20 protein-coding genes are annotated in these 22,459 nt (G+C 72.7%); 16 read left to right on the top strand and 4 right to left on the bottom strand.

The window, feature by feature from the left end:
- Positions 1-6: 6 nt before the first annotated feature.
- The gene (locus ASC64_RS14545) at positions 7-885 is read right to left on the bottom strand and encodes a hypothetical protein (RefSeq protein ID WP_156385215.1); all 879 of its coding nucleotides are present in this window, start codon (positions 883-885) and stop codon (positions 7-9) included.
- A 122-nt stretch (positions 886-1,007) separates the two neighbouring features.
- Between ASC64_RS14545 and ASC64_RS14540 the strand changes: the two genes are divergently transcribed.
- From ASC64_RS14540 to ASC64_RS22135, 3 genes are all read left to right on the top strand, one after another.
- Positions 1,008-1,667 carry a polysaccharide deacetylase family protein gene (locus tag ASC64_RS14540; RefSeq protein WP_056908240.1) on the top strand — a complete coding sequence of 220 codons (660 nt, stop codon included), beginning with the start codon at positions 1,008-1,010 and terminating at the stop codon, positions 1,665-1,667.
- Positions 1,668-1,913: 246 nt separating this feature from the next.
- Entirely contained in the window at positions 1,914-2,189 is a 276-nt protein-coding gene (locus ASC64_RS14535) for an HU family DNA-binding protein (protein WP_056908428.1), read from the top strand.
- A 144-nt stretch (positions 2,190-2,333) separates the two neighbouring features.
- Positions 2,334-2,480 (top strand): hypothetical protein, encoded by a 147-nt coding sequence (locus ASC64_RS22135; RefSeq protein ID WP_156385214.1) that lies wholly within the window; start codon positions 2,334-2,336, stop codon positions 2,478-2,480.
- Between the two features lie 7 nt (positions 2,481-2,487).
- Here the strand turns inward: ASC64_RS22135 and ASC64_RS14530 are convergent, their stop codons facing one another.
- On the bottom strand, positions 2,488-2,979 hold the full coding sequence (locus ASC64_RS14530; RefSeq protein ID WP_156385213.1) for a DUF6326 family protein: 492 nt from the start codon (positions 2,977-2,979) through the stop codon (positions 2,488-2,490).
- 195 nt (positions 2,980-3,174) lie between these two features.
- Here ASC64_RS14530 and ASC64_RS14525 point away from each other — a divergent pair, with 195 nt between their 5' ends.
- Both ASC64_RS14525 and ASC64_RS14505 read left to right on the top strand, forming a co-directional pair.
- Positions 3,175-3,645 carry an NUDIX hydrolase gene (locus tag ASC64_RS14525; RefSeq protein ID WP_235563776.1) on the top strand — a complete coding sequence of 157 codons (471 nt, stop codon included), beginning with the start codon at positions 3,175-3,177 and terminating at the stop codon, positions 3,643-3,645.
- A 2,346-nt stretch (positions 3,646-5,991) separates the two neighbouring features.
- Positions 5,992-6,222: a hypothetical protein gene (locus ASC64_RS14505; protein ID WP_156385211.1), complete on the top strand. Its 231-nt coding sequence runs from the start codon at positions 5,992-5,994 to the stop codon at positions 6,220-6,222.
- A 1-nt stretch (position 6,223) separates the two neighbouring features.
- On the opposite strand, the gene ASC64_RS22130 is transcribed toward ASC64_RS14505, so the two are convergent.
- On the bottom strand, positions 6,224-7,558 hold the full coding sequence (locus ASC64_RS22130) for a GNAT family N-acetyltransferase (RefSeq protein WP_156385210.1): 1,335 nt from the start codon (positions 7,556-7,558) through the stop codon (positions 6,224-6,226).
- A gap of 175 nt (positions 7,559-7,733) precedes the next feature.
- Between ASC64_RS22130 and ASC64_RS14495 the strand changes: the two genes are divergently transcribed.
- From ASC64_RS14495 to ASC64_RS14470, 6 genes are all read left to right on the top strand, one after another.
- Positions 7,734-9,158, top strand: coding sequence for a uracil-xanthine permease family protein (locus ASC64_RS14495; protein WP_200937773.1), 1,425 nt, complete (start codon positions 7,734-7,736; stop codon positions 9,156-9,158).
- On the top strand, positions 9,155-10,009 hold the full coding sequence (locus ASC64_RS14490; RefSeq protein ID WP_056908234.1) for an FAD binding domain-containing protein: 855 nt from the start codon (positions 9,155-9,157) through the stop codon (positions 10,007-10,009). Before ASC64_RS14495 ends, ASC64_RS14490 begins: the two co-directional genes overlap by 4 nt.
- Positions 10,006-10,527: a (2Fe-2S)-binding protein gene (locus ASC64_RS14485; protein WP_056908233.1), complete on the top strand. Its 522-nt coding sequence runs from the start codon at positions 10,006-10,008 to the stop codon at positions 10,525-10,527. Before ASC64_RS14490 ends, ASC64_RS14485 begins: the two co-directional genes overlap by 4 nt.
- Complete coding sequence (gene cutA / locus ASC64_RS14480) at positions 10,524-12,932, top strand: aerobic carbon-monoxide dehydrogenase large subunit (protein WP_056908232.1); 2,409 nt, start codon at positions 10,524-10,526, stop codon at positions 12,930-12,932. Before ASC64_RS14485 ends, cutA begins: the two co-directional genes overlap by 4 nt.
- A gap of 73 nt (positions 12,933-13,005) precedes the next feature.
- Entirely contained in the window at positions 13,006-13,656 is a 651-nt protein-coding gene (locus ASC64_RS14475) for an SRPBCC family protein (protein ID WP_056908231.1), read from the top strand.
- Positions 13,653-15,047: an amidase gene (locus tag ASC64_RS14470; RefSeq protein WP_056908230.1), complete on the top strand. Its 1,395-nt coding sequence runs from the start codon at positions 13,653-13,655 to the stop codon at positions 15,045-15,047. The genes ASC64_RS14475 and ASC64_RS14470 overlap by 4 nt, the downstream gene beginning before the upstream one ends.
- On the opposite strand, the gene ASC64_RS14465 is transcribed toward ASC64_RS14470, so the two are convergent.
- Entirely contained in the window at positions 14,969-15,607 is a 639-nt protein-coding gene (locus tag ASC64_RS14465) for a GNAT family N-acetyltransferase (RefSeq protein WP_082550493.1), read from the bottom strand. The two genes, ASC64_RS14470 and ASC64_RS14465, sit on opposite strands and share 79 nt — an antisense overlap.
- Before the next feature lie 253 nt (positions 15,608-15,860).
- Here ASC64_RS14465 and ASC64_RS14460 point away from each other — a divergent pair, with 253 nt between their 5' ends.
- From ASC64_RS14460 to ASC64_RS14440, 5 genes are all read left to right on the top strand, one after another.
- Positions 15,861-16,331, top strand: a complete 471-nt coding sequence (locus tag ASC64_RS14460) for a MaoC family dehydratase (protein ID WP_056908228.1) — start codon at positions 15,861-15,863, stop codon at positions 16,329-16,331.
- Positions 16,328-16,900, top strand: a complete 573-nt coding sequence (locus ASC64_RS14455; RefSeq protein WP_056908227.1) for an OsmC family protein — start codon at positions 16,328-16,330, stop codon at positions 16,898-16,900. The genes ASC64_RS14460 and ASC64_RS14455 overlap by 4 nt, the downstream gene beginning before the upstream one ends.
- A gap of 74 nt (positions 16,901-16,974) precedes the next feature.
- Positions 16,975-18,273: a flavin-containing monooxygenase gene (locus tag ASC64_RS14450; protein WP_056908226.1), complete on the top strand. Its 1,299-nt coding sequence runs from the start codon at positions 16,975-16,977 to the stop codon at positions 18,271-18,273.
- Positions 18,270-19,439, top strand: coding sequence for an NAD(P)/FAD-dependent oxidoreductase (locus ASC64_RS14445; protein WP_056908225.1), 1,170 nt, complete (start codon positions 18,270-18,272; stop codon positions 19,437-19,439). The genes ASC64_RS14450 and ASC64_RS14445 overlap by 4 nt, the downstream gene beginning before the upstream one ends.
- A 106-nt stretch (positions 19,440-19,545) precedes the next feature.
- Complete coding sequence (locus tag ASC64_RS14440) at positions 19,546-22,374, top strand: ATP-binding protein (protein WP_056908224.1); 2,829 nt, start codon at positions 19,546-19,548, stop codon at positions 22,372-22,374.
- Positions 22,375-22,459 lie beyond the last annotated feature (85 nt).

Raw genomic sequence — 22,459 nt, 5'->3', positions numbered from 1 at the left:
CGCCGCTCACCACGGCACGCACATCAGCTCGCTGTACAGGTAGTCGACCGACCGCGGCGACAGGCCGTCGCCGCGGAACATCCGGGGCCGCGGAGCAGCCTGCTGGCGGGAGAGCCGCGGCGGCCGGCCCGCGACGCGCCCCTCGGCGAGCGTCACGAGCGCGCGGTGCCGCACCAGCAGGTGGCGGTAGGGCGCGTGCCCGGCGCGCGCCAGCACGGCCGGGTCCGAGACGTGCAGCAGCGAGGCGAAGAGCGGCAGCCCCTTGCGCCGCTCGCGTCGCGCGATCACGTAGCAGGAGTCCTCGCCCACGCGGACCACGAAGTGCAGCGCGGCCGCCGCGGACCGGTGGTCGCGATAGACCTGCAGGTCGCGCCCCGACAGGGCTGCCTCGATCTGGGCGGGAGCGGTCAGGACCCGCACGCCCCGCCTCGAAGGCAGCGGCAGGTTGGGCACGAGGGCCGTCGAGGTGTCGAGCGAGTGGAAGCCGAGCCGCTCGTTGAGACGTACGACGTTGCCGCTGGGCGAGAGGTCCACGAAGTCGTAGCCGCGCTGGCGCAGCATCGCCCGTGCGAGCCGTACGCCGTGGGCACGGTGCTCATCGAGCACGCACCAGGCCGCCAGGTTGCAGATCCGGCGTACCTGCCCGTCGACCTCGCGCTCGGAGTAGAAGGCAAGGTAGGCGCCCACGACGGCGCCGCCCTGCCGGAGCAGGAACCCGTGGTTGGGCGCGTCCACGCTCCACGGCGGAACGGCGCTGCTCGCCCACTGCGCCGCACTCAGCCTGCTGTTGAGGTGCTGGTGCAGGAAGTCGGCGACGTCACCGACGTCGGCGCCGGTGATCGGCGCGAGCTCGACCCTGTCGTCCACCCCCACGGACTCCCCCATGGTCCTCACCGTAGGAAGCACGGCCGGGGCAGACCGGCGCCCGGCGGGGCACATACCTCCATTTGGGGAGCATCGGTCGTCGGACCGGCTGGAGCGGTCACTGCGTCGCCTACCTTTCCGGCATGCGTGTGGTGAATGTGTGCTTCCACGGCATCGGCACACCGCAACGCGTGCTCGAGCCGGGCGAGGACTCCTACTGGATCAGCCGTGACGTCTTCCGGGGCGTGCTCGACCGGGTGGTGGGCCGGGACGACGTCCGGCTGAGCTTCGACGACGGCAACGCCTCCGACGTGGACATCGCGCTCCCGGAGCTGCTCGAGCGGGGACTGACCGCGACGTTCTTCGTGGTGGCGGGCCGGCTCGACCAGCCCGGCAGCCTCGGCGCCGACGACGTACGCCGCCTCCGCGACGCGGGCATGACGATCGGCAACCACGGCATGACGCACCGGCCGTGGCGCGGCCTCGACGCGGCGAGGCGGCAGGAGGAGCTGGTCATCTCACGCGAGGTGCTCGAGGACGTGACCGGCAGCCGGGTCCACGACGCCGCGCTCCCGCTCGGGCGCTACGACCGCGGCGTGCTCGAGGCACTGCGGCCCCTGGGCTACCGCTCGGTGCAGACCAGCGACCGTCGTTGGGCACGCTCCGACCGCTGGCTCCAGCCGCGCTACAGCATTCGGCACGGCGACTCGCCCCGCACGGTCGAGCGCGAGGTGCTGCGTCCGCCCGCCCTGCACCTGCAGGCCCGGTCGGCCCTCGTCGGGACCGTCAAGCGCCTGCGCTGAGACTCATCAGCACCTTCGGACGGTAGGCCGGGAGTGGCACCGCGACATCACCCGAGGCTGGGTGAGGTGCCGGCCCGCACCGCCGCCGAGCGGTGCCTGACGACCGCGCCTGGGTGACGTCGTACGTGGTGCGCCGGGACCGGCCGCGAAGGGCCGCCTCACCCCTGCGGGTTGGCCCCCGCAGCGCCGCAGCGGGGCGGGGATGTTGAATGACGGTTGAACACAACCGACGAGCAGGAGCTCTACGTGAACAAGACTGAACTGCGCGACGCCATTGCGTCGCACGCCGAGCTGACCAACGCCCAGGCCGACAAGGCCCTCGAGGCTGTCATCACCTCCATCACCTCCGCTGTCGCGGGCGGCGACAAGGTGACCGTTCCGGGCTTCGGAACCTTCGAGTCCCGCGAGCGTTCGGCCCGCACGGGCCGCAACCCGCAGACCGGCGAGACGATGGAGATCGCGGCCAGCAAGGCCCCGGCCTTCAAGCCGGCTGCTGCGTTCAAGAACGCCGTCAACGGCTGACGCACCATCCTCGGCGGGGCCGCCGGCGGGACGCACCACGCGTCCTGCCGGCGGCCCCGACGTCGTTGCCGGCCAGCGTCGGTTGTCCAGACCATCGCTCCGGGACCGACGCGCAGACGTACCGTGGCTCGGGAGGTGGTGTCGATGTCCGTCTGGTGGATCATCCTCGCCCTGATCGTGCTCGTCTTCGTGTGGGCGGGCTGGCAGAACCGGTCGCGTGACAGGACCTCGGGCCCCGAGGCCCGGGGCGATCGCCACCGCCGCACCGGCGGGTACGACGGCAGCGGCTGACACGGACCTAGCGCTGGTGCGCGCCGGCCGTCTCGCGGTCGCGGCCGGTCGCGGAGGTCACCGACGCTGTGGTGCGGGGCCAGGTCCAGGCCCACCTCACGATGAGGGCCAGGACGACCAGCTCGAGGACGACACCGAGGCCGTAGAAGTAGAGGTAGAACCCACCCGCCACGTTGAACACCGTGAAGGGGACGAAGAGTGCGGCCACGACGAGGTTGGTGGCGCGGTTCGCCCGGGCGGGCAGCGACGTCGACAGCACGACCATGAACATGGGGACCGCGAGGACGCTCAGCACGGTGGTCGAGAAGGTCTGGGACAGGTCGAACTCGTAGACCTTGCCGTCGAGGATGTCCGCGACGTTGCCCGGCGTGTAGAAGCCGAGGATGTCCACGTAGGCGTAGAGCAGCATGAAGCTCGTCCAGGCTGCAGCGAGCTTGGCTCGCACCGAGAGGGGCTGGTCGTCCAGCGTGGCGATGGCGGGTGACGGTGTGGTCATCATGGGCTCCGTTGCTGTGAGGATCGGTGGATCCACGATCGCTGTGCCCGACAGCGCGCGCCTCGGCTCGGCGGCCGCAGCTCGCCGGCCGATCGGCGCGGTCCCATCGGCCATTCGGCTGGTGCGGTGGCTGTGACGTACCTGTTGCGTCACGATCACCGCACTGACCTCGGCTCCTACACTCCGCACGTGCCTCGCATGACCGTCAAGCTGCTGCTGCTGGACCAGGACGATCGCGTCCTCCTGATCCGCTCGGCTGATCCCGCCTCGGGGACACAGTGCTGGTATCCCGTCGGAGGAGGTGTCGAGACCGGCGAGTCGCTGCAGCAGGCAGCCAGCCGCGAGGCTCACGAGGAGACCGGCTTGTCGACCTTGCCAGTCGGGTCGCCCGTCTGGACCCGCGACCACACGTATCGGTACGACGGTCGAACCGTCGAGGTCCACGAGGACTGGCTGCTGCACAGGGTGGGGCACTTCGAGCCGAGACCTGCGGCGCTGAGCGACTTCGAGGCCCGGACGATCTCGGGCTTCCGTTGGTGGAGAGCCGACGACTTGTCGCGGACGACCGACACCGTCTTCCCGCCGAGGCTCGGGGAGCTCCTGTCCGCACTGCTGCGACACGGACTCCCGCAGGCGCCGGTCGACATCACCGAGCCCGCCCCGAGCTGATCGCCCGACCAGCTTCAGCGCGCTTCGTGGCCGGCTTCGGGCACCCGGCCGCTTCCCCGGTGGTCGAGGAGGGCGCCCGCTCGGGTGGATCAGCGTGCTCGTTGGTCGAGGAGGGCGCCCTGGCGCCCGTCACGAGACCCGGTCCACCGATAGGGCTGCTCCCTGGACGCGCCGATGGCCCCGCCACCGTGGTGAGTGGCGGGGTGCGGGGCGGGGTCATGGTCGCTCGGGTGGATCGACAGTCCCGTTGGTCGAGGAGGGCGCCCTGGCGCCCGTCACGAGACCCGGCTGGTCGAATGCGACCGTGCCATTCCTGTCGCGGAGGTAGCGGTGTCCGTGTGGGCTGGTCCACTCGAACACGCCTGGCGCGACCATCGCGTAGGTCCAGGCGGAGTGGGTCTTGAGCCTGTGGTGGGAGCGGCAGAGCGCGGCGAGGTTCGACGTGGTGGTGGGGCCGGGTTGTGGGCGACCTTCGGCTTCAGCCTCGTGGTCGTACTCGACGATGTGGTCGACGTCCGCGCGGCGGGCGGGCCGCGTGCACCACGGGTACACACACGTGCCGTCGCGCAGGGCGATCTGCTCGCGCAGCCACTGGGGGATGTCGTAGCCGGGTGCACTCAGCTCGGTGGTGAGGTCGATGACCGGCTTGATGGTGACCTTGGTGCGGGTGTCGGCGCACCAGCCCTGGAGCTGCTCGAGGAGGACGAGCCGCTGGAGGTTCTCCATCCGACCGGTGGGGCCGAACACCGTGGTCTCACCGACGNCGGGTGTCGGCGCACCAGCCCTGGAGCTGCTCGAGGAGGACGAGCCGCTGGAGGTTCTCCATCCGACCGGTGGGGCCGAACACCGTGGTCTCACCGACTGCGGTGGCGTCGAAGTGGGTGTGGACGACGACCTCCCGGGCGGGCGGCTGCTTGGTGGGCTCCGCGCCGGCGCCGGCCAGGTCGAGTGCCGTCTGGGCGCGGGCGAGGTTGCCGAGCGCCTTGGACCGGCGCACGTCGAGGGACTCGGTGGAGCCGAGGGCCTTCTGGACCGCGGCGTCCTGGGCGATGGCGTGGCCGAGGTCGAGGGCGTCGGCGATGCCGAGCACGGCGTCGAAGTGCATCGTGCCGCCGAAGTCGACGTCCTCGTCGTTCAACGTGGCATGGCGCGGGTCGACGTGCAGGTGCCCGTCCTCCGGATCCTCAGGCGGGTCGGGTGCCGCGAGCTCGAACCGCTTGATGGTCTCCGCCACGAGGCGGTCGAGCTGTGCGGGGCCGATGCGTCCGGCGACTGCGGCGACCTGCGCGTCCACGTGCGCGGCCGCTTCGACCGTCAGGGTGGGGACGGTGTGGATCGTCGTCTCCGCGACGGACCGCGCCTTCCACGCGGGGACGGCACCGGACTGGACCTGGGCCCACAGGCGCGGGAGGCGGTGGCGCAGCTCGAGGGCGTGGCCGATGAGCTTCTTCGCCGATGTGGTCGACATGCCGAGGACGGCTCCGAGCTCGGCGATGCAGAACTCCGCCACCAGCGGCGCGCCTTCTCCGGCGATGGGTTCCTCGTGCTCGCAGCCGGGGACGGTGAAGGTCGCGGCGTGGTGGATCGACTCGGGCGGGTGGAGGTCTGCCCAGCGCGCGGCAAGGACCAGCTGCCTGGCTGCGGCGGCGTTCTCCGTGGCGCGTTCGGAGCGGATCGAGGCGAGCACGTCGGAGGCGGAGAGGTCGTCGTCGACCTTCCCGACTCGGTGCTCCAAGGCTTCGATCATGTGTTCGAGTTTACTGCGGGCCACCGACACTCACGGCGACGAAGTGGATCTGTGGAGACGTCCCGCGAACTGGGTCTCGATGCGCCTCGCCCGTTCCTCGCTCGGCTACTCACCACTTTGGTTGTTGAGGGGTCTCGTGACGGGACTGCGTCCCTCCTCGACCAGCGGGGGGTGAGCGTGGTTTCGAGGCTCGCTGGCGCTCACCTCAACCACCGAGGGTTGAGCAGGAGGGGGCGGGCGTGGTTTCGAGGCTCGCTGGCGCTCGCACCTCAACCACCGAGGGGGACGGGATGGGGGTGAGCGTGGTTTCGAGGCTGGGCGTGGTTTCGAGGCTCGCTGGCGCTCGCACCTCAACCACCGAGGGGGACGGGATGGGGGCGGGCGTGGTTTCGAGGCTCGCTGGCGCTCGCACCTCAACCACCGAGGGGGACGGGACGAGGGGTCTCGTGACTCCGTCCCTGCTCGACCACCGGGCGGTGTGACCGGGGTCTGCCGCACGACGTGGACGCGTGGCAGCGTGCCCACCACCCACCTCGGGACCTCGGACGGCCGCTGGGCCTCGTGGCCGAGCTGGTCAGCGGCGCGAGAGGATGCTCGGCGTGAAGAAGATCCTGGCCATCGTCGCAACGGGAGTCGTCGTGCTCGTGGTGGTGGGCGCGGTCCTGGTCCAGCAGTACAACGCGTGGGCGACGGCCGACCTGGAGCGCAACGTCCAGGAGTTCACGCCGTCCGACACCCTCGAGTCGTGCCTGGACGAGATCGACGGCGTCTGGCTGCCGTGGTTGGTCGCCCGGGCCCGGGACCTGTGCGCCGAGGCCACCGGCGGCTGAGTCACTCCCGGGGCGGCGTGAAGGCGAACCAGCCGTCACCCGGGCCCAGTGGGCGCTCGGCCCGCAGCCGGGCGAGCGCGCGCTCCCGGGCCCTGCCCCGGACCGGCGGCAGCTCGGCCCGGGTCGAGCGGTGCAGCGACCCGTCGTGGAACACCATGAACCGTTCGTCGGGGTCCGGGTCGGCGATCGCCTCTGCGAGGTGGAGCGTCAGGTCGTCCTGGTGGTCGACCAGCACCTCCTCCCACTCCTCGGGAGTGAGCACGAACGTGATCGTCTCCGGTGGCCCACCGAGAGCCGACGGCTCGTCGTCGCGGTCACGCCGCAGGCGCAGCTCGTACCAGTCCGCCGCCACCTGGGTGACGTCGCCCTCGCCGGACAGCGTCTGGAGCAGCAGCTGCCGCTGCGCCTCCCGGTCCGGCAGCCCCGCTCGCACCCGGGCCTGCCGCTCGGCGCGCTCCCGGTCGCGGCGACCGCCGTCCCGGTGCCTCGAGATGTGGTGCCCCGCTGCTCGCATCACCCGCGCCGCGACCTGCGGTGCGTAGGCCGCCGGATCGTCGAGCTCGCTCAACCGGCGCCACTCCGCGTCGAAGGGCACCCGGGTCGAGCCACTGGTCGGTACGCCGTTCCACGAGGGGTCGTCCGTCGGCAGGTCCAGGACGAACGACACCTCGAGCTCGTCGCCGTACGGGCCGTCGACCACCCGCAGGCTCACGACGCGCACGTCACGCCCGAACCCGTCGTAACGGTCGATGCCGTCGTCGGCCTGGCCGTAGGGGTCGTCCGGGTCGATGCCTGTCGGTGCGGGGTTCGTGACGATGGCCAGCAGCGTGGCGACGTAGTCCTCGTCCGGCACGACCGCGACACCCAGCCGCTTCTCGTAGAACACCCGGGTGAAGCCGTGCTCGGTGGTGCGGGCGGTCTCGACGAAGCCGATCCGCTCGTAGAGCGCCTGGTTCTCGACCATGGTCACGTGGGTGTAGAGCCGGATCCGGGGGAGGCCGAGCGCGAGCGCGCGGGACTCGGCGAGCTGGAGGAGGGAGCGCCCGACCCCACGTCCGCGGTGCGAGGGGAGGACGGCGACGTTCTCGAGGAGCAGGGCGTCGTCCTCCGCGACCAGGAGCAGGAACCCGACGACGGCGCCGCCGTCAGTGGCGACCCATGCCTCGGTGTCGGTGACCGCGGCGGCGTAGTCGGTGTCCATCGGACCGGGGCGCAGCCCGCCCATCCGCTCGACGTAGGGGGAGTACGCCGCCTCGGCGACGGCGGCCATGGCGAGGGTGTCGCCCGCCGCGGCCCGGCGCACGTCGACGGGCCCGCCGGTGGTGGGTGACGGCATGGCCGGAGCCTACGAGAGCCACCACGCGGACGGCAGGCATCGGCTGGAACCGCCGAAGAACTTGTCATCACACCCGGCGTTCCTTCGGCAGATGTCGCCAGTGAGGGTGTGTGATGTGGCGCACTAGTTTGTGGCTTCTCGGGTACACACCCCTGCGAATTCTGGAGGCCTGCTCATGTCGATGTTCAAGTGGGACGTGGTCGATCCCGCACCCGGCGAGGCGGTGCTCCCGCACCAGCGACTGCCGTGGGGCAAGACGATCGGCCTCGGCGCCCAGCACGTGGTCGCCATGTTCGGCGCCACCTTCGTGTTCCCGCTGGTGATGGGGCTCGACCCCAACCTCGCCATCATGTTCTCGGGTCTCTGCACGATCCTGTTCCTGCTCATCGTCCAGAACCGGGTGCCCAGCTACCTCGGCACCAGCGCGTCCTTCGTGGCCTCGGTCGCCGCGATCCGCGCCCTCGACGAGGGCAACGACTCCTCCTACGTCACGGGTGCGATCCTGGTCGGCGGACTCGTGCTGGCGGCAGTCGGCGTGCTCGTCCACTTCGCCGGCGGTGAGCTGATCCACCGGATCCTCCCGCCCGCCGTGACCGGCGCCGTCGTCATGCTGATCGGCTTCAACCTCGCTCCCGTCGTGGCCGGCATCTACTGGCCCCAGGACCAGTGGATCGCGCTGCTCACCGCCGCGTTCATGGTGTTCGCCGCCGTCGCGCTCCCGGGCTTCTGGTCGCGCATCGCGGTGTTCCTTGCGTTGATCTTCGGCTACCTGCTGTCCTTCGTCGCCGACAAGGTCTTCGGCCCGATCACGTCCGTGCTGGGCGGTGCGACCGAGGCCACCGAGCACGACCGCGTCTCCTGGGCCGGCGTCCAGGCCGCCGACTGGATCGGCCTGCCGAGCGGCACGCTCGCCGACGGCGTCTCCGTGGTCCACGGCCCGTCCTTCTCGCTGACCGCGATCCTCCTCGTCCTCCCCGGCGTCATCGCCCTCGTCGCCGAGAACACCGGCCACGTCAAGGCGGTCGCCGAGATGACCGGCGAGAACCTCGACCCCTACATGGGCCGCGCCATCGGTGCCGACGGCATCGCGACCGCGTTCGCCAGCGCCTTCGGTGGCTCGCCGACCACGACGTACGCCGAGAACATCGGCGTCATGGGTGCCACGCGCGTCTACTCCACCGCGGCCTACTACGTGGCCGCAGCCGTGGCGATCCTGCTGGGCCTGTGCCCGAAGTTCGGTGCGATCGTCAACGCGACCCCGGGCGGGGTCCTCGGCGGCATCACGGTCGTCCTCTACGGAATGATCGGCCTCGTGGGTGCCAAGATCTGGGTCGAGAACAACGTCGACTTCGGCAACCCGGTCAACATGGTCGGCCTCGCTGCCGGACTGATCGCCGGCATCGGCGGCGTCACCCTCACGTTCGGTGACGACTTCGAGCTCGGCGGCATCGCCCTCGGCACGATCCTGGTCATCGTGTTCTTCCACATGGTCAAGGGCCGGGGCGGCCACGGTGCCGGCACCGTGACCCGCAACCTGAGCCACCCCGACTACGACGGTGGCGTGGACGACGTGGCCTCGGGGGGCTCCGCTCCGCGATGAAGCCTGCACCCTTCGCCTACCTGCGCCCGTCCACCCTCGAGGAAGCCCTCGCGGCGCTCGCGGGGGAGCAGGGGGCGAAGGTGCTGGCCGGCGGCCAGTCCCTGGTCCCACTGCTGTCCATGCGACTGGCCGCACCGTCGATGCTGGTCGACATCAACGCCCTGCCGGGCCTCGGGGACGTCACCTGTGACGCCTCCGGGGTCCGGGTCGGGGCGCTCGCCCGCCACGCGGAGGTCCTCGCCTCCGTGGCGGCGGCCGAGGTCCAGCCCCTGCTCGCGATGGCGCTGAGCCACGTGGCCCACCCGACCATCCGCAACCGCGGCACCACCGTCGGCTCCCTGGTCCACGCCGACGCGGCGGCGGAGATGCCCATGGTGCTGCAGCTGCTGGGCGGGTCGGTCGACGTCGCGTCCGTGCGCGGGCGACGTACGATCCCCGCCGCCGAGCTGTTCGCCGGGCCGCTGGAGTCGACGCTGGCCCACGACGAGATCGCCGTCGAGGCGTCCTTCCCGGCACTGCCGGCCGGCGCCGGCGTCGCCTTCCAGGAGATCGCGCGCCGCCACGGCGACTACGCCCTCGTCGGCGTCGCCGCCCTCGTCGAGACCGACGGTGACGACGTCACCCGGGTCCGGCTCGGCTTCGTGTCCGTGAGCGACGTGCCCGTCGTCGTCGACGTCACCGACGCCGTCCGCGACCCGGCCGGTGACCCGGCCGCGCGGGCCCTGGCCGAGCTCGAGCCCGCCGACGACATCCACGCCACCGCCGCCTACCGCGCCCACCTCGTGAAGGTGCTGGTGCCCAAGGTCCTGGCCGCGGCCACCGACCACGCCCGTCAGGGGAAGGACGCATGAGCACTGCTGTTCCGGAGGAGATCCACGACGTCCGACTGCACGTCAACGGCGCCGTCCACGAGGTGGCGGTGCCGGCCCGGCGCCTGCTGTCCGACGCGCTGCGCCACGACTGCGGCCTGACCGGCACCCACGTCGGGTGCGAGCACGGCGTGTGCGGTGCGTGCACGGTGCTCGTCGACGGCACCCCGGTGCGCTCGTGCCTGATGTTCGCGGTCTCCGCGGTCGACGCCGAGATCACCACCGTCGAGGGGCTGACCGAGGCCGACGGGTCGCTCTCGCCCGTGCAGCAAGGTTTCTCCGACTGCCACGGCCTCCAGTGCGGCTTCTGCACGCCCGGCTTCCTCACCACGATCACCGCCGGGCTGCGCGACAACCCCGACCCGTCCGAGGACGAGGCGCGCGAGATGATCGCCGGCAACCTCTGCCGCTGCACCGGCTACCAGAACATCGTGAAGTCGGTCCTGCGCGCCAGCGAGATCCAGCGTGAGATCGAGCGCGAGCGAGGTGGGACGGCATGACCACCAAGCTGTTCGGCGCCAAGGTCCCGCGCGTCGAGGACCAGCGCTTCCTGCGCGGGCAGGGCCGCTACGTCGACGACCTGCTCCACGACGACCCGCGGCTGCTGCACGCTGCCGTGCTGCGCTCGCCGCACGCCCACGCCCGGATCGTCGACATCGACGTCTCCGACGTACTCGACCTCGACGGCGTGCTGGCCGTGTGGACGTGGGAGGACCTCACCGGCCCGATGGCCGAGCCCCTGCCGCTGCTGATCCCGCACCCGGCCCTGACCGAGGGACGCACGCAGTACGCCCTCGCCAAGGACGAGGTGAACTACGTCGGCGAGGCGATCGCCTTCGTCGTCGCCGTCGACCGCTACGTCGCCGAGGACGCCGTCTCCCGGATCCGCGTCGACTACGAGTACCTCCAGCCGGTCGTCGGGATCGCGGCCGCACGCGCCGCCACGCGCCTCGTGCACGACGACGTGCCCGGCAACGTCGGCGCCCGGATGGAGCAGGAGAACGGCGACGCGCGCGCCGCGATCGCAGCTGCCCCGCACACCCTGCACCTCGAGCTCGACGTCGAGCGCTCCGCCTGCACGCCGATGGAGGGCCGCGGCACCGTCGCCCGGTGGGACCCCGACACGAGCCGCCTCACCGTGTGGTCGTCGACCCAGACCTCCACCGGCGTCCGCGGCTGCGTGGCCGCCAAGCTCGGCCTCGACCTGGCCAAGGTCGACGTGATCACCCCCGACGTCGGCGGCGGCTTCGGCGTCAAGGTCGTGCACCCGTGGCCCGAGGAGCTGCTGGTGCCGCTGGCCGCGATGACCCTCGGCCGGCCGGTGAAGTTCACCGAGGACCGCCGCGAGCACTTCATCTCCTCCGCCCACGAGCGGGCCCAGCAGCACGTCGTCGACGTCGGCTTCGACGACGACGGCCGGGTGCTCGGGCTCAACGTCGAGTTCTGGCACGACCACGGGGCGTACACGCCGTACGGCCTGATCGTCCCGATCATCACCTCGACGCAGCTGCTCGGCCCCTACAAGCCGCAGAACTACCGCGTCGTCTTCGAGTCGCTCTACACCAACACCGTCATCGTGACGCCCTACCGCGGTGCCGGCCGGCCGCAGGGCTGCTTCGTGATGGAGCGCACCATGGACGCGATCGCGGCCTACCTCGGCAAGGACCGCACCGAGGTCCGCTCGACGAACTTCATCCAGCCCGACGAGTTCCCCTACGAGCACGGCCTGGTCTTCCAGGACGGCCGCGAGCTCACCTACGACTCCGGCGACTACCCGGCGTCGCTCGCCAAGCTCAAGGAGCTGGTCGGCTGGGACGAGTTCGAGGACCTCCGCGCCGAGATGGCCGCCCAGGGCAGGCGCGTCGGCATCGGCCTGGCCTGCTACGTCGAGGGCACCGGGGTCGGCCCCTACGAGGGCGCCCACGTGCACGTCGAGACCTCGGGCAAGGTCAAGGTCGCCACCGGCCTGACCACCCAGGGCCAGGGCCACCAGACCGCGTTCGCGCAGATCGTCGCCGACACCCTCGGCGTGCGCTTCGAGGACGTCGAGATCACCACCGGCGACACCCGCAAGATGCCCTACGCCGTGGGGACGTTCGCGTCCCGCGCCGCCGTGATGAGCGGGTCGGCGATCCACCTCGCCGCACTGCGGGCCCGCGAGAAGGCCCTGCGCATCGCGGCCGAGGCGCTGGAGGCGTCCGAGGACGACCTCGACATCGTCGACGGCGTCGTCTCCGTGCGCGGCACCGACGCCACGATCGACCTGGGCACGGTCGCGGTGCTCTCCAACCCGCTGCGCTACGCCTTCGACGAGGCGTCCAAGGCCGCCACCCAGTTCACCGTCGGCGACCCGGGCAAGCCGCCCGTGGCCGAGGACGACGAGCCTGGGCTGGAGGGCAAGGACTTCTACTCCCCGCCGCGCTCGACCTTCGCCAACGGCATGCACGCCGTGATCGTCGAGACCGATCCGGAGACCGCGGAGATCACGATCCTCAAGTACGCAGTCGTCCACGACTGCGGCCACCTGATCAACCCGATGATCGTCGAGGGCCAGATCCACGGCGGCGTCGCGCAGGGCGTCGGCGGCGCGCTCTACGAGCGGATGGTCTACGACGACTCGGGGCAGCTGCTCAACGCCTCGTTCATGGACTTCCTGATGCCCTACGTCACCGAGGTCCCGACCAGCATCGACATCGACCACCTCGAGACCCCCTCGCCGCTCAACCCCCTCGGCATCAAGGGCGCCGGCGAGGCGGGCGTGATCCCGTCCGCAGCGGTCTTCGCCGCCGCCATCGAGGACGCCGAGGGCTTCCCGATCACCGCGATGCCCATCTCCCCGTCCGAGCTCTTCGCGCTGCGCCTCGAGCACGCCGACGACACCCACGCCACCGCCCTCGGTAGTTAGGGACGAAACGGTAGGCCGAGGGCCTCCTCCACCTACCGGATCGTCCCGAACTACCCCCAGAAGGAGCCACCACATGAAGTTCACCGGAGAGAACGTCCTGGCCGCCCCCGTCGAGCAGGCCTGGGACGCGCTGCTCGACCCGTCCGTCCTGGTCCGCACGATCCCGGGCTGCGAGCGCCTCGAGGCACTGGACTCGAAGCCGGGCGACAACGCCTACGCCATGACCGTGACCGCCGGCGTCGCCTCCATCAAGGGCACCTACGCCGGCTCCTGCGTGCTCACCGACCTGGTGGAGCACGAGTCGCTGGTGATGAAGCTCGACGGCGCCGGTGCGCCGGGCACCATCGGCGCCACGGTCAACGTGCGCTTCACGCCCGAGGGCTCCTCGACCAAGGTCTCCTACGACGCCGACGCCGTCGTCGGCGGGATGATCGGCGGCGTCGGCCAGCGGATGCTGACCAGCGTCTCGCGCCGGATGGCCGGGGAGTTCTTCGGCAACGTGGACGCCGCGATCGCCGGCGGCCCGGCCGCCGCAGCGGTCGCCGCGCCCGAGGGCGCGACGGTCGAGCCCGGCGCGCCCGCCCCGGCCGGGGCGGTCTTCACCGCCCCCGCCAAGGTCTCCGCCGCCGGCTCCCAGCAGGACTTCCTCACCGGCGTCGCCGTCGGTGCGGGCCTCGTCGTCCTCGGCGTCGTGGTGGGCGGGATCTTCGGTCGTCGGCGATGACCGACCTGACCGTCGACTCCACCGCGCGCGCCCAGGCGGCCGCCGTACGCTCCGGGGAGATCTCCGCAGCCGAGCTGCTCGAGCTGCACCTCGACCGCATCGAGGAGCGCAACCCCGAGCTCAACGCGATCGTCTCGCTCGACGCCGAGCGCGCCCGGTCGGCGGCTGCGGTGGCCGACCAGGCACAGGCCTCCGGCGAGGAGGTCGGCCCCCTGCACGGGCTGCCGTTCGCCGTGAAGGACACCCACGCACTCGCAGGCTGGCGCACGACCTACGGGTCGCCGATCTTCGCCGACGCGGTCGCCGACCACGACGACCTCCTCGTCGAGCGGGTCCGGCGCGCGGGCGCGGTCTTCGTCGGCAAGACCAACGTGCCGGAGTTCGCGGCCGGGTCGCACACCTTCAACACCGTCTTCGGCGTCACCCGCAACCCGGTCGACCCGTCACGCTCGGCCGGCGGATCGAGCGGGGGAGCGGCGTCCGCGCTCGCCTCAGGCATGGTGCCCCTGGCCGACGGCTCCGACATGGGCGGCTCGCTCCGCAACCCGGCGTCGTTCTGCGGTGTGGTCGGCATGCGGCCGTCGTGGGGACGCGTGCCCGAGTGGCCGCTCTACAACCAGTGGGAGACCACCTCGGTCGGTGGCCCGATGGCGCGCAACGTCGGCGACCTGGCGCTGCTGCTGTCGGTGCTCGCCGGTCCCGACCCGCGCGCGCCGCACGCGCTCGGTGACCCGGGCTCGGCCTTCGCGCCGCCGCTCACCCCGGCCTCCCTCGGGGGGCTGCGGGTGGCGTGCTCGGTGGACCTCGGCGGCGCGCTGGTGGTCGACCACGCGGTCGCAGACGTCGTACGCGCCACGGCGGAGCGGCTCGCCGGTGCCGGCAGCGCTCTCGTCGAGGCACACCCCGACCTCTCCCTCGCCGACGACACGTTCCGCACCCTGCGGGCATGGCACTTCCAGGCGAAGTTCGCCGACCTGCTGGCCCAGCACCCGACGTCGTTCAAGCCGTCGCTGGAGGCCAATATCCGCGCCGGCGAGTCGCTCACCGGCGCGGACGTGGCGCGGGCCTACACCCAGCGCACCGCGCTGGCGGAGACGATGCGCGTCTTCTTCGAGCACCACGACGTGCTGCTGCTGCCGACCTCACAGGTCCCGCCGTTCCCGGTGGAGCAGGAGTTCCCCGAGACCATCAACGGCCAGCAGATGCCGGACTACCTGGCGTGGATGCGGTCGGCGTACTTCATCACCGTGACCGGCTGCCCCGCGATCTCGGTACCGGCCGGCACCACGCCCGACGGGCTGCCCGTGGGCGTTCAGCTGGTCGCCAGGCACGGCTCGGACCGCCAGCTGCTCGAGGTCGCCGCGGCCGTCGAGGAGCTGCTCGCCGGCTGAGCAGCCAGGGCCAGCACGGCGCGCGGATTCACCGGTGAGGACCACCGGACCGCACGCGGCGTGCCGCGGCCCTCGAGCAGGCCGTCGGCGGCGACGAGCCGTACGCCGGCGCGGGCCAGGAGGGCCTCCGACGCCGCGTTCCCGGGCTCGACCGTCGCCTCCAGCCAGGTGATCCCGCGGTCGCGGGCGACCGTGGTGACGGCGTCCACCAAGGCCGAGCCGATGCCCCGGCCCTGGTGCTCGTCGACGACCTCGAAGGCCAGCTCCGCGGAGTCGGCGGAGGTCCGCACGAAGCGGCACAGGCCGACGGGGATGCCGTGGACCAGCGCCACCCAGGCGACGTGTCGATCTCCGTCGACGTCCGCGAGGGTGCGTCGGTGACCGCCCGGCAGCCGCGGCATCGGAACGAGGAAGCGTCGGCGGCGCGACTGCGACGATAGTCCCTCGAACACGGCCTCCACGACGGAGACCTCTCCGCCCGCGAGCGGGCGGAGCAGGGCGGACCCGCCGTCGCGCAGGCGCACGTGGACGTGCACGTGATGGGTCGGTGGGTGCGTCACGACGCCTCCTTCTCCAGCTCGAGCAGCCGGGCCATCACGTGGTCGGGACGGCGTACGACGGTGCGGAGCTCACGTTCGCGTGAGCTCGCCAGGGTGACGTTGAGTGCGTGGTGCATGAGGTGCTCCTGATCGGTTCCTTCGGGTTCGCACCGAGGGTGGGGCGGGCACCTTCCGGCGCCCTTCCGACGACCTGCCCCCGCGGGGGAAGGAACGGGGAAGGCCTGCGGAAGGTCGTCCGGCCAACCTCGTCGCCATGACCACCACCCAGGCCACCACCCAGACCCCGCTCGAGGTCGGCGCCTCGGCCCGGCTCACCCGGACCGTCACCCGGCACGACATCGAGCTCTTCGCCGAGATCACCGGCGACCGCAACCCGCTCCACTTCGACGACGCGCTCGCCGCACGGTCCCGGTTCGGCGGGATCGTGGTGCAGGGCGGCGTGACCTCCGGGCTGCTCAACGCGCTCGTCGCCGAGCAGCTCCCCGGCCCGGGCAGCGTCTTCCTCGAGGTCGCGTGGCGCTTCCTCGCGCCGGTGCGCCCGGGTGACGTCATCACCGCCGCCGCGGTCGTCCTCGCGACCCGCGAGGACAAGCCGGTCACCACGCTCGCCACGAGCGTCACGAACCAGGACGACGTGGTCGTCCTCGACGGCACCGCCGTCGTCTGGCGCGACCCCACGGTCTGCGCCGCCACCACCCACGAGAAGCAGGAGAACCACGCATGAGCATCACCACCGACCAGGCCCCGCTCAACGGAGTCGACGTCGCCACGCTGTTCGGCACGCGCGACGCGGTCAAGCAGACGAACGAGATCGCCCGGTTCCAGTTCCGGGCCGCCAACAGCTGGGTGTCCGGGACGCACAGCCGCTCCACCTTCGCCGGCTTCCACGGCGCGATGCAGGAGCTGCAGCACGAGCAGGAGACCGTGGTCGAGTCCGACCACCCGGCCGTCCTCGTCGGCACCGACGTCGGCCCGACGCCCGTGGAGTACCTGCTCCACGCCATCGCTGCCTGCCTGACCTCCGGCATCGCCAACATCGCGGCGGCCCGCGGCGTGCGGCTCACCCACGTCTCGTCGACCGTCACCGGTGACATCGACCTGCTCGGGATCCTCGGCCTCTCGGGCGGCTCGGTCCGCAACGGCTACGAGCAGGTCAAGGTCACCTTCCGCATCGAGGGCGACGCCGACGACGCCACGCTGCGCGAGATCGTCGAGCAGTCCCGTCGCCGCTCGGCCGTCTACGACGCGCTGACCAACCCCACGCCCGTCGCGATCGAGGTCGTGACGGGCTGACCACCCCACCGCGCGCAGCCGGCCGGTCCGCACCGGCCGGCTGCGCGCGGGAGAAGCTCGAGAGGAACACCTGCATGACCACCATCGACACCGTCGTGATCGGCGCCGGCCATGCCGGCCTGGCCGTGAGCAGGCTGCTCACGGACGCCGGTCGCGAGCACGTCGTGCTCGACCGCGGCCGCGTCGGCGACCGCTGGCGCACCGAGCGCTGGGACTCCCTGCACCTGCTGACGCCGAGCTGGATGACCCGGCTCCCCGGCTGGAGCTACACCGGTCCCGACCCCGACGGCTTCCTCGGCGTCGGCTCCTTCATCCGACTCCTCGAGGCGTACGCCGCCTCGTTCGGCGCGCCGGTCGTCGACCGGGCGACCGTCCACGAGGTCGCGCCGACGCCCGGCCGCGGCGCCGCCTACCGCGTCACCACCAGCAGGGGCACCTGGCACGCGCGGCACGTCGTCATCGCGACGGGGCCGCACGGGACGCCGTACGTGCCCGCGGGCCTCGCCGGCACCGACACCGACCGCGTCGACGTGGTCACCTCGAACCGCTACCGCAACCCCGCGGGCCTTGCCGCCGGCGGCGTGCTCGTCGTGGGCGCCTCGGCGTCCGGCCTGCAGATCGCCGACGAGCTCAACCGCACCGGACGCGACGTGACGATCGCCGTCGGCCGGCACACGCGGATGCCGCGCCGCTACCGGGGCCTCGACATCTTCTGGTGGCTGGAGAACACCGGCCGGCTCGCGCGCACCATCGACGACGTCCCGGACGCCGTCGCTGCGCGGGCCGAGACCTCGCTCCAGCTCGTCGGTCGCGCCGACCCGGAGCGGGCCACCCAGGACCTCGACCTCGGCGGCCTCCAGGCCCGCGGCGTGCGCCTGGTCGGACGGATCGAGGCGGTCGAGGGCCGCACGGCCCGCCTGCGTGACGACCTCGCCGCCACCGTCGGCGCCGCGGACGCCGCCCTCGACGGCTTCCTCGACAGCCTCGACCGCTTTGTCGACCGGGTCGGCCTGGGCGGTCAGCTGTGGGACAGCCCCCGCCCGCGACCGGTCGCCGTCGCAAGCGCGCCGACCCGACTCGACCTGGCCGCCGAGGGCATCGGCACCGTGCTGGTGGCGGCCGGCTACCGGCCGCACCACCCCTGGCTGCGCCTGCCGATCATCGACGCCGACGGGACGATCCGCCAGCGCCGCGGCGTCACGCCCGCCGAGGGCGTGTACGTCGTCGGCCAGCGGTTCCAGCACCGTCGCGACTCCGGCTACATCGACGGTGCGCGGCACGACGCCGCTGCCGTCGTGTCCCACCTGCTCGCCTCCAGTGGGGCCGGAGGGTTGCGCACCCCGCTGTCCGACGCCGAGGAGCCCGCGGCATGAACGGCGTCGACGTCGTCGTGGTCGGTGGCCGGGTCGCCGGCGCCTCGACGGCCCTCCTCCTGGCCCGCTCCGGCCTCTCGGTCGCGCTGCTCGACCGCGGGCGGCGGGGGAGCGGCACGGTGTCGACGCACGCCCTGATGCGCGCGGGGGTCCTGCAGCTCTCCCGTTGGGGCGTGCTCGGCGACGTGGTGGCGGCAGGGACCCCGGCGATCCGCCGTACCGTCTTCCACCATGCCGACGGCGAGGACCTGTCCGTGGCCATCAGGCCGCGCGCCGGTGTGGACTCGCTCTACGCACCTCGCCGGCACGTCCTCGACCGCCTCCTCGTCGAGGCGGCCGAGGACGCCGGCGTGCAGGTGCTGCAGGAGACCACGGTGACGTCCCTGCGCCGCGACCCCGCCGGGCGCGTCGCCGGGGTGGTGGCCCGGACCGGCAGTGGCGCGCAGGTCGACATCGCGGCCCGGCTCACCGTCGGCGCCGACGGGATCCGCTCCCGCGTCGCCGAGCAGGTCGGCGCCACCACGACGTGGAGCGGCCGGACCGCGAGCGCCGTGCTCTACCGCTACGTCGAGGACCCGGGCGCCGATGCCTACGAGTGGACCTACGGCGCCGGTGCGGCGGCGGGGCTCATCCCGACCAACGCCGGCGCGTCCTGCCTGTTCGTGTCGACCACCCCGGCCCGGATGCGCCGCCTGCGCCGGCTCGGCGTGGACCGCGCCGTCTCCGAGCTGCTGGCGGCCGCCGGCCCGGCCGCGGTCGAGCGCGCACACGGGCTCCGACCGCTCTCGACGGTCCGCGGGTGGGGCGGCGTGCCGGGCTTCGTGCGCCGGCCCTGGGGCCCGGGGTGGGCCCTGGTCGGGGACGCGGGCCTCTTCAAGGACCCGATCACCTCCCACGGCATGACCGGTGCGCTGCGCGACGCCGAGATGCTCGCCAGGCAGGTGCTCGCCGCGCACGGCGGTGCCGTCGCGGACGACGTCGCCCTGGCGGACTACCAGCGGGTCCGGGACCGCCTCTCGCGCGACCTGGTCGCGACGACGGAGCGGGTGGCGACCTACGACTGGGACGCCACCGGCATCCGGTCGCTGCTGCACCGGCTGAGCGCCGCGATGGCCGAGGAGGTCGAGCATCTCGAGGCGCTCGCACCGGCCGGGGCGGCGCCCTGAGCGCACCCCGCCGGCCGCGGCCACGCGCGGCGATCCCCCGAAAATGGCGTCGAGCCGGCGGCGTGCCCGGGCGTAGAGTCGCAACGCTCGTGGCTGGGAGGGTGCGGTGCACGTCGACATCAACCTCCTCGGAGGATTCGCGGTCGTCGTCGACGGCCGCGCCGTCGCCGCGCACGCCTGGACCCGCCGCAGTGCGGCGACGCTCGTCAAGCTCCTCGCCCTCCGCCCGGGCCGGCAGCTGCCACGCGAGCAGGTGGTCGACCTGCTGTGGCCCGATCTGCTGCTCGAGCAGGCCGCCCCGCGGCTGCACAAGGCGGCGCACTACGCGCGTACGGCGGTCGGGGTGCCCTCGGCGGTCGTCCTGGCCGGCGACGTCGTCGCCCTGCTGCCCGAGGCCGACGTCGTCGTGGACGTCGAGCGGTTCGACCGGGTGTCGGCGGACCCCGCCTCGGTGGAGGAGGCGATCGGCCTCTACCGGGGGGACCTGCTGCCCGAGGACCTCTACGAGCCGTGGGCGGACGCCGAGCGCGAGCGGCTGCGGGTCGCCTACCTCGAGCTGCTCCGCTCGGCCGGGCGCTGGGCCGAGCTGGTCGCCGCCGAGCCGCTCGACGAGGAGGCGCACCTGCGACTGGTGCAGCAGCACGTCGAGGCCGGCAACCGCAGCCAGGCGCTCCGGCGGCTCGAGGCCATGGCCCGCGTGTGGCGCGACGAGCTCGGTGCCGAGCCGGGACCGGCGGCGCGGGCGCTGCACGTCCGGGCCCGGGCGATGCCACCGCTCGAGCCGGCGAGCCTGGCCCACGGCACCGGCGCGAGCCGGGTGCCCCGACCCGCGACCCCCACCGTGGGACGCGACCGCGACGTGGCCGCGGTCCTCTCCCTGCTGGAGGACCACCGGCTGGTGACCCTGCTCGGCATCGGCGGCGTCGGCAAGACGCGGCTCGCGGCCGAGGTGTCGCACGGATGGGTCGAGGCGACGGGGCAGCGGGCCTGCTACGTCGACCTCACCAAGATCGCCGATCCAGGCCTCGTCGCAGAGCTGACCGTGAGCGAGCTCGGCGTGCGCGCGGGTGACAACGCCAACGTGGTGCAGATGCTCGAGGAGGCGCTGCAACGCCAGACCCTGCTGCTGGTGCTCGACAACTTCGAGCACGTCGTCGAGGCCGCCGACCTCGTGTCGCGGATGCTGCAGTGGTCGGCCGACATCCGGGTGCTGGTCACCAGCCGGGCCCGGTTGCGGGTGGCGGGGGAGCGCGTCCACGAGGTGCACCCGCTCGCCCTCGACGGCGACAGCGGCACCGGCGTCCTCTCCGACGCGGTGGCACTCTTCGACCAGGTCGCGACGGCGGTCGACCCCCACTTCGAGCTGGCCCGGCACGCCGACGACGTCGCCGCCATCTGCCGGGCGGTCGACGGGCTCCCGCTCGCCATCGAGATCGCCGGCGGCCACCTGCGCACGCTGTCGCCCTCGCTGCTGCGCGAGCGGCTGACCAGCCGGCTCGGTTCGTCGGCCGGCGCCGGGCGGCACCTGCCCGACCGCCAGCAGACCATCCCCGCGACGATCGACTGGAGCCTGCAGCTCCTGGGCCCGGCGGAGCAGCGTCTGTTCGCGCTCTTCTCGGTGTTCCACGGCGCGGTGCCGCTGGAGGCTGTCGAGGCGGTCTGGGCGGACGGGGACGTGGTCGACCCGCTCAGCGTGCTCGTCGACCACAGCCTGGTCCGGCGCACGACGGGCTACCGCGACGAGCCCCGCTTCGGGATGCTCGCGCTGGTCCGCGACCACGCCGCCCGGCTGGCCGACGGGGACAGGGAGGCGGCGCGGGCGGCGCACGCGGCGTACTTCTCCGGCTACCTCGACGACCTCTACGAGCGGCGCTGGACCGACGCGACCGACCGCTGGCTCGACGACATCAGCGAGATGCTCCAGGAGGTCCGCGCTGCCCACGCCTGGGCCGCGCGGGCGGGCGACGTGCCGCTGACCGGGCGCATCACCGCGGCGCTGGGCGCCTACTGGTTCCTCGAGGGGCACCACGCCGAGGGGTTGCGCTGGATCGACGAGATGCTCGCGGTGGAGGACGAGCTGGAGCCGCTCGTCTCGGCGCGCATCCACCTGGCCGCGGGCTTCATGGCGTTCCCGTCGCACCGGCCCGACGCGCGGGTGCACTGGGAGCGCGCGACCGAGCTGTTCCGCAGCCTGGGGGAGACCCGGCTGGTCGCCTACGGGCTCGCGGTCACCTCGGCGACCTACATCGACGAGGCGGGGCACATCGAGCTCGCCCTGCGGATGAACGACGAGGCGCTGGCACTCGGTCGCGGCGTCGGGAGCCCGGCGCTCGTCGCCCAGGTGCTCAACATCCGCGGCGAGCTGACCCGGGTGGCCGGTCGTGACGAGCTGGCCCGCGAGGCCTACGAGGAGGGCCTGCAGATCTCCAGCGACCTCGGCGACGAGATGTACGTCAGCGTGTTCCTGTCCAACCTCAGCTACCTCGCCGACCACCGCGGCGACCCCGAGGAGGCGCGCCGCCTCACCCACCAGGCCCTGCGCATCTGCTGGTCGCAGGGCCGCCGGCTGATGGCGGCCTGGACGATCTCCCAGCTCGCCGGACCCGAGCACGCGCTGGGGCGCTCCGAGCTCGGGGCGGTCCTCGTCGGCGCGGGCGACGAGGCGCTGCGGGTCCTCGGCGCGCGGCGCCACCCCGGCGACGTCCCCGAGCACGCCCGGGTGGTGGCCGCGCTGCGCGAGGGCCTCGGCGACGAGCGCTTCGAGGAGCTGCGCGCCGAGGGCGCCCGGCTCACCCTCGACCAGGTGCTCTCCCGGGTCCTCGACGGCGACCTCCACGGCGACCTCCACGGCGACCTCCATGGTGACTTCGACGATGACGAGCACGTGCGCGTGCCTGTGCAGAGAGGTGTGCAGGAAGGTGTGGAGAAGTCCTGACCGCTGGGGATGAAGGGGGTCCGGCTGGGGACGACACGCCGGAACCCGAAGTATGTGGGAAATGCGTCGCCGAACCCCTTGCGGA

The sequence above is a fragment of the Nocardioides sp. Root122 genome, assembly GCF_001425025.1.
Classification (GTDB): domain Bacteria; phylum Actinomycetota; class Actinomycetes; order Propionibacteriales; family Nocardioidaceae; genus Nocardioides.
This window is presented reverse-complemented; position numbering and strand designations above follow the sequence as displayed.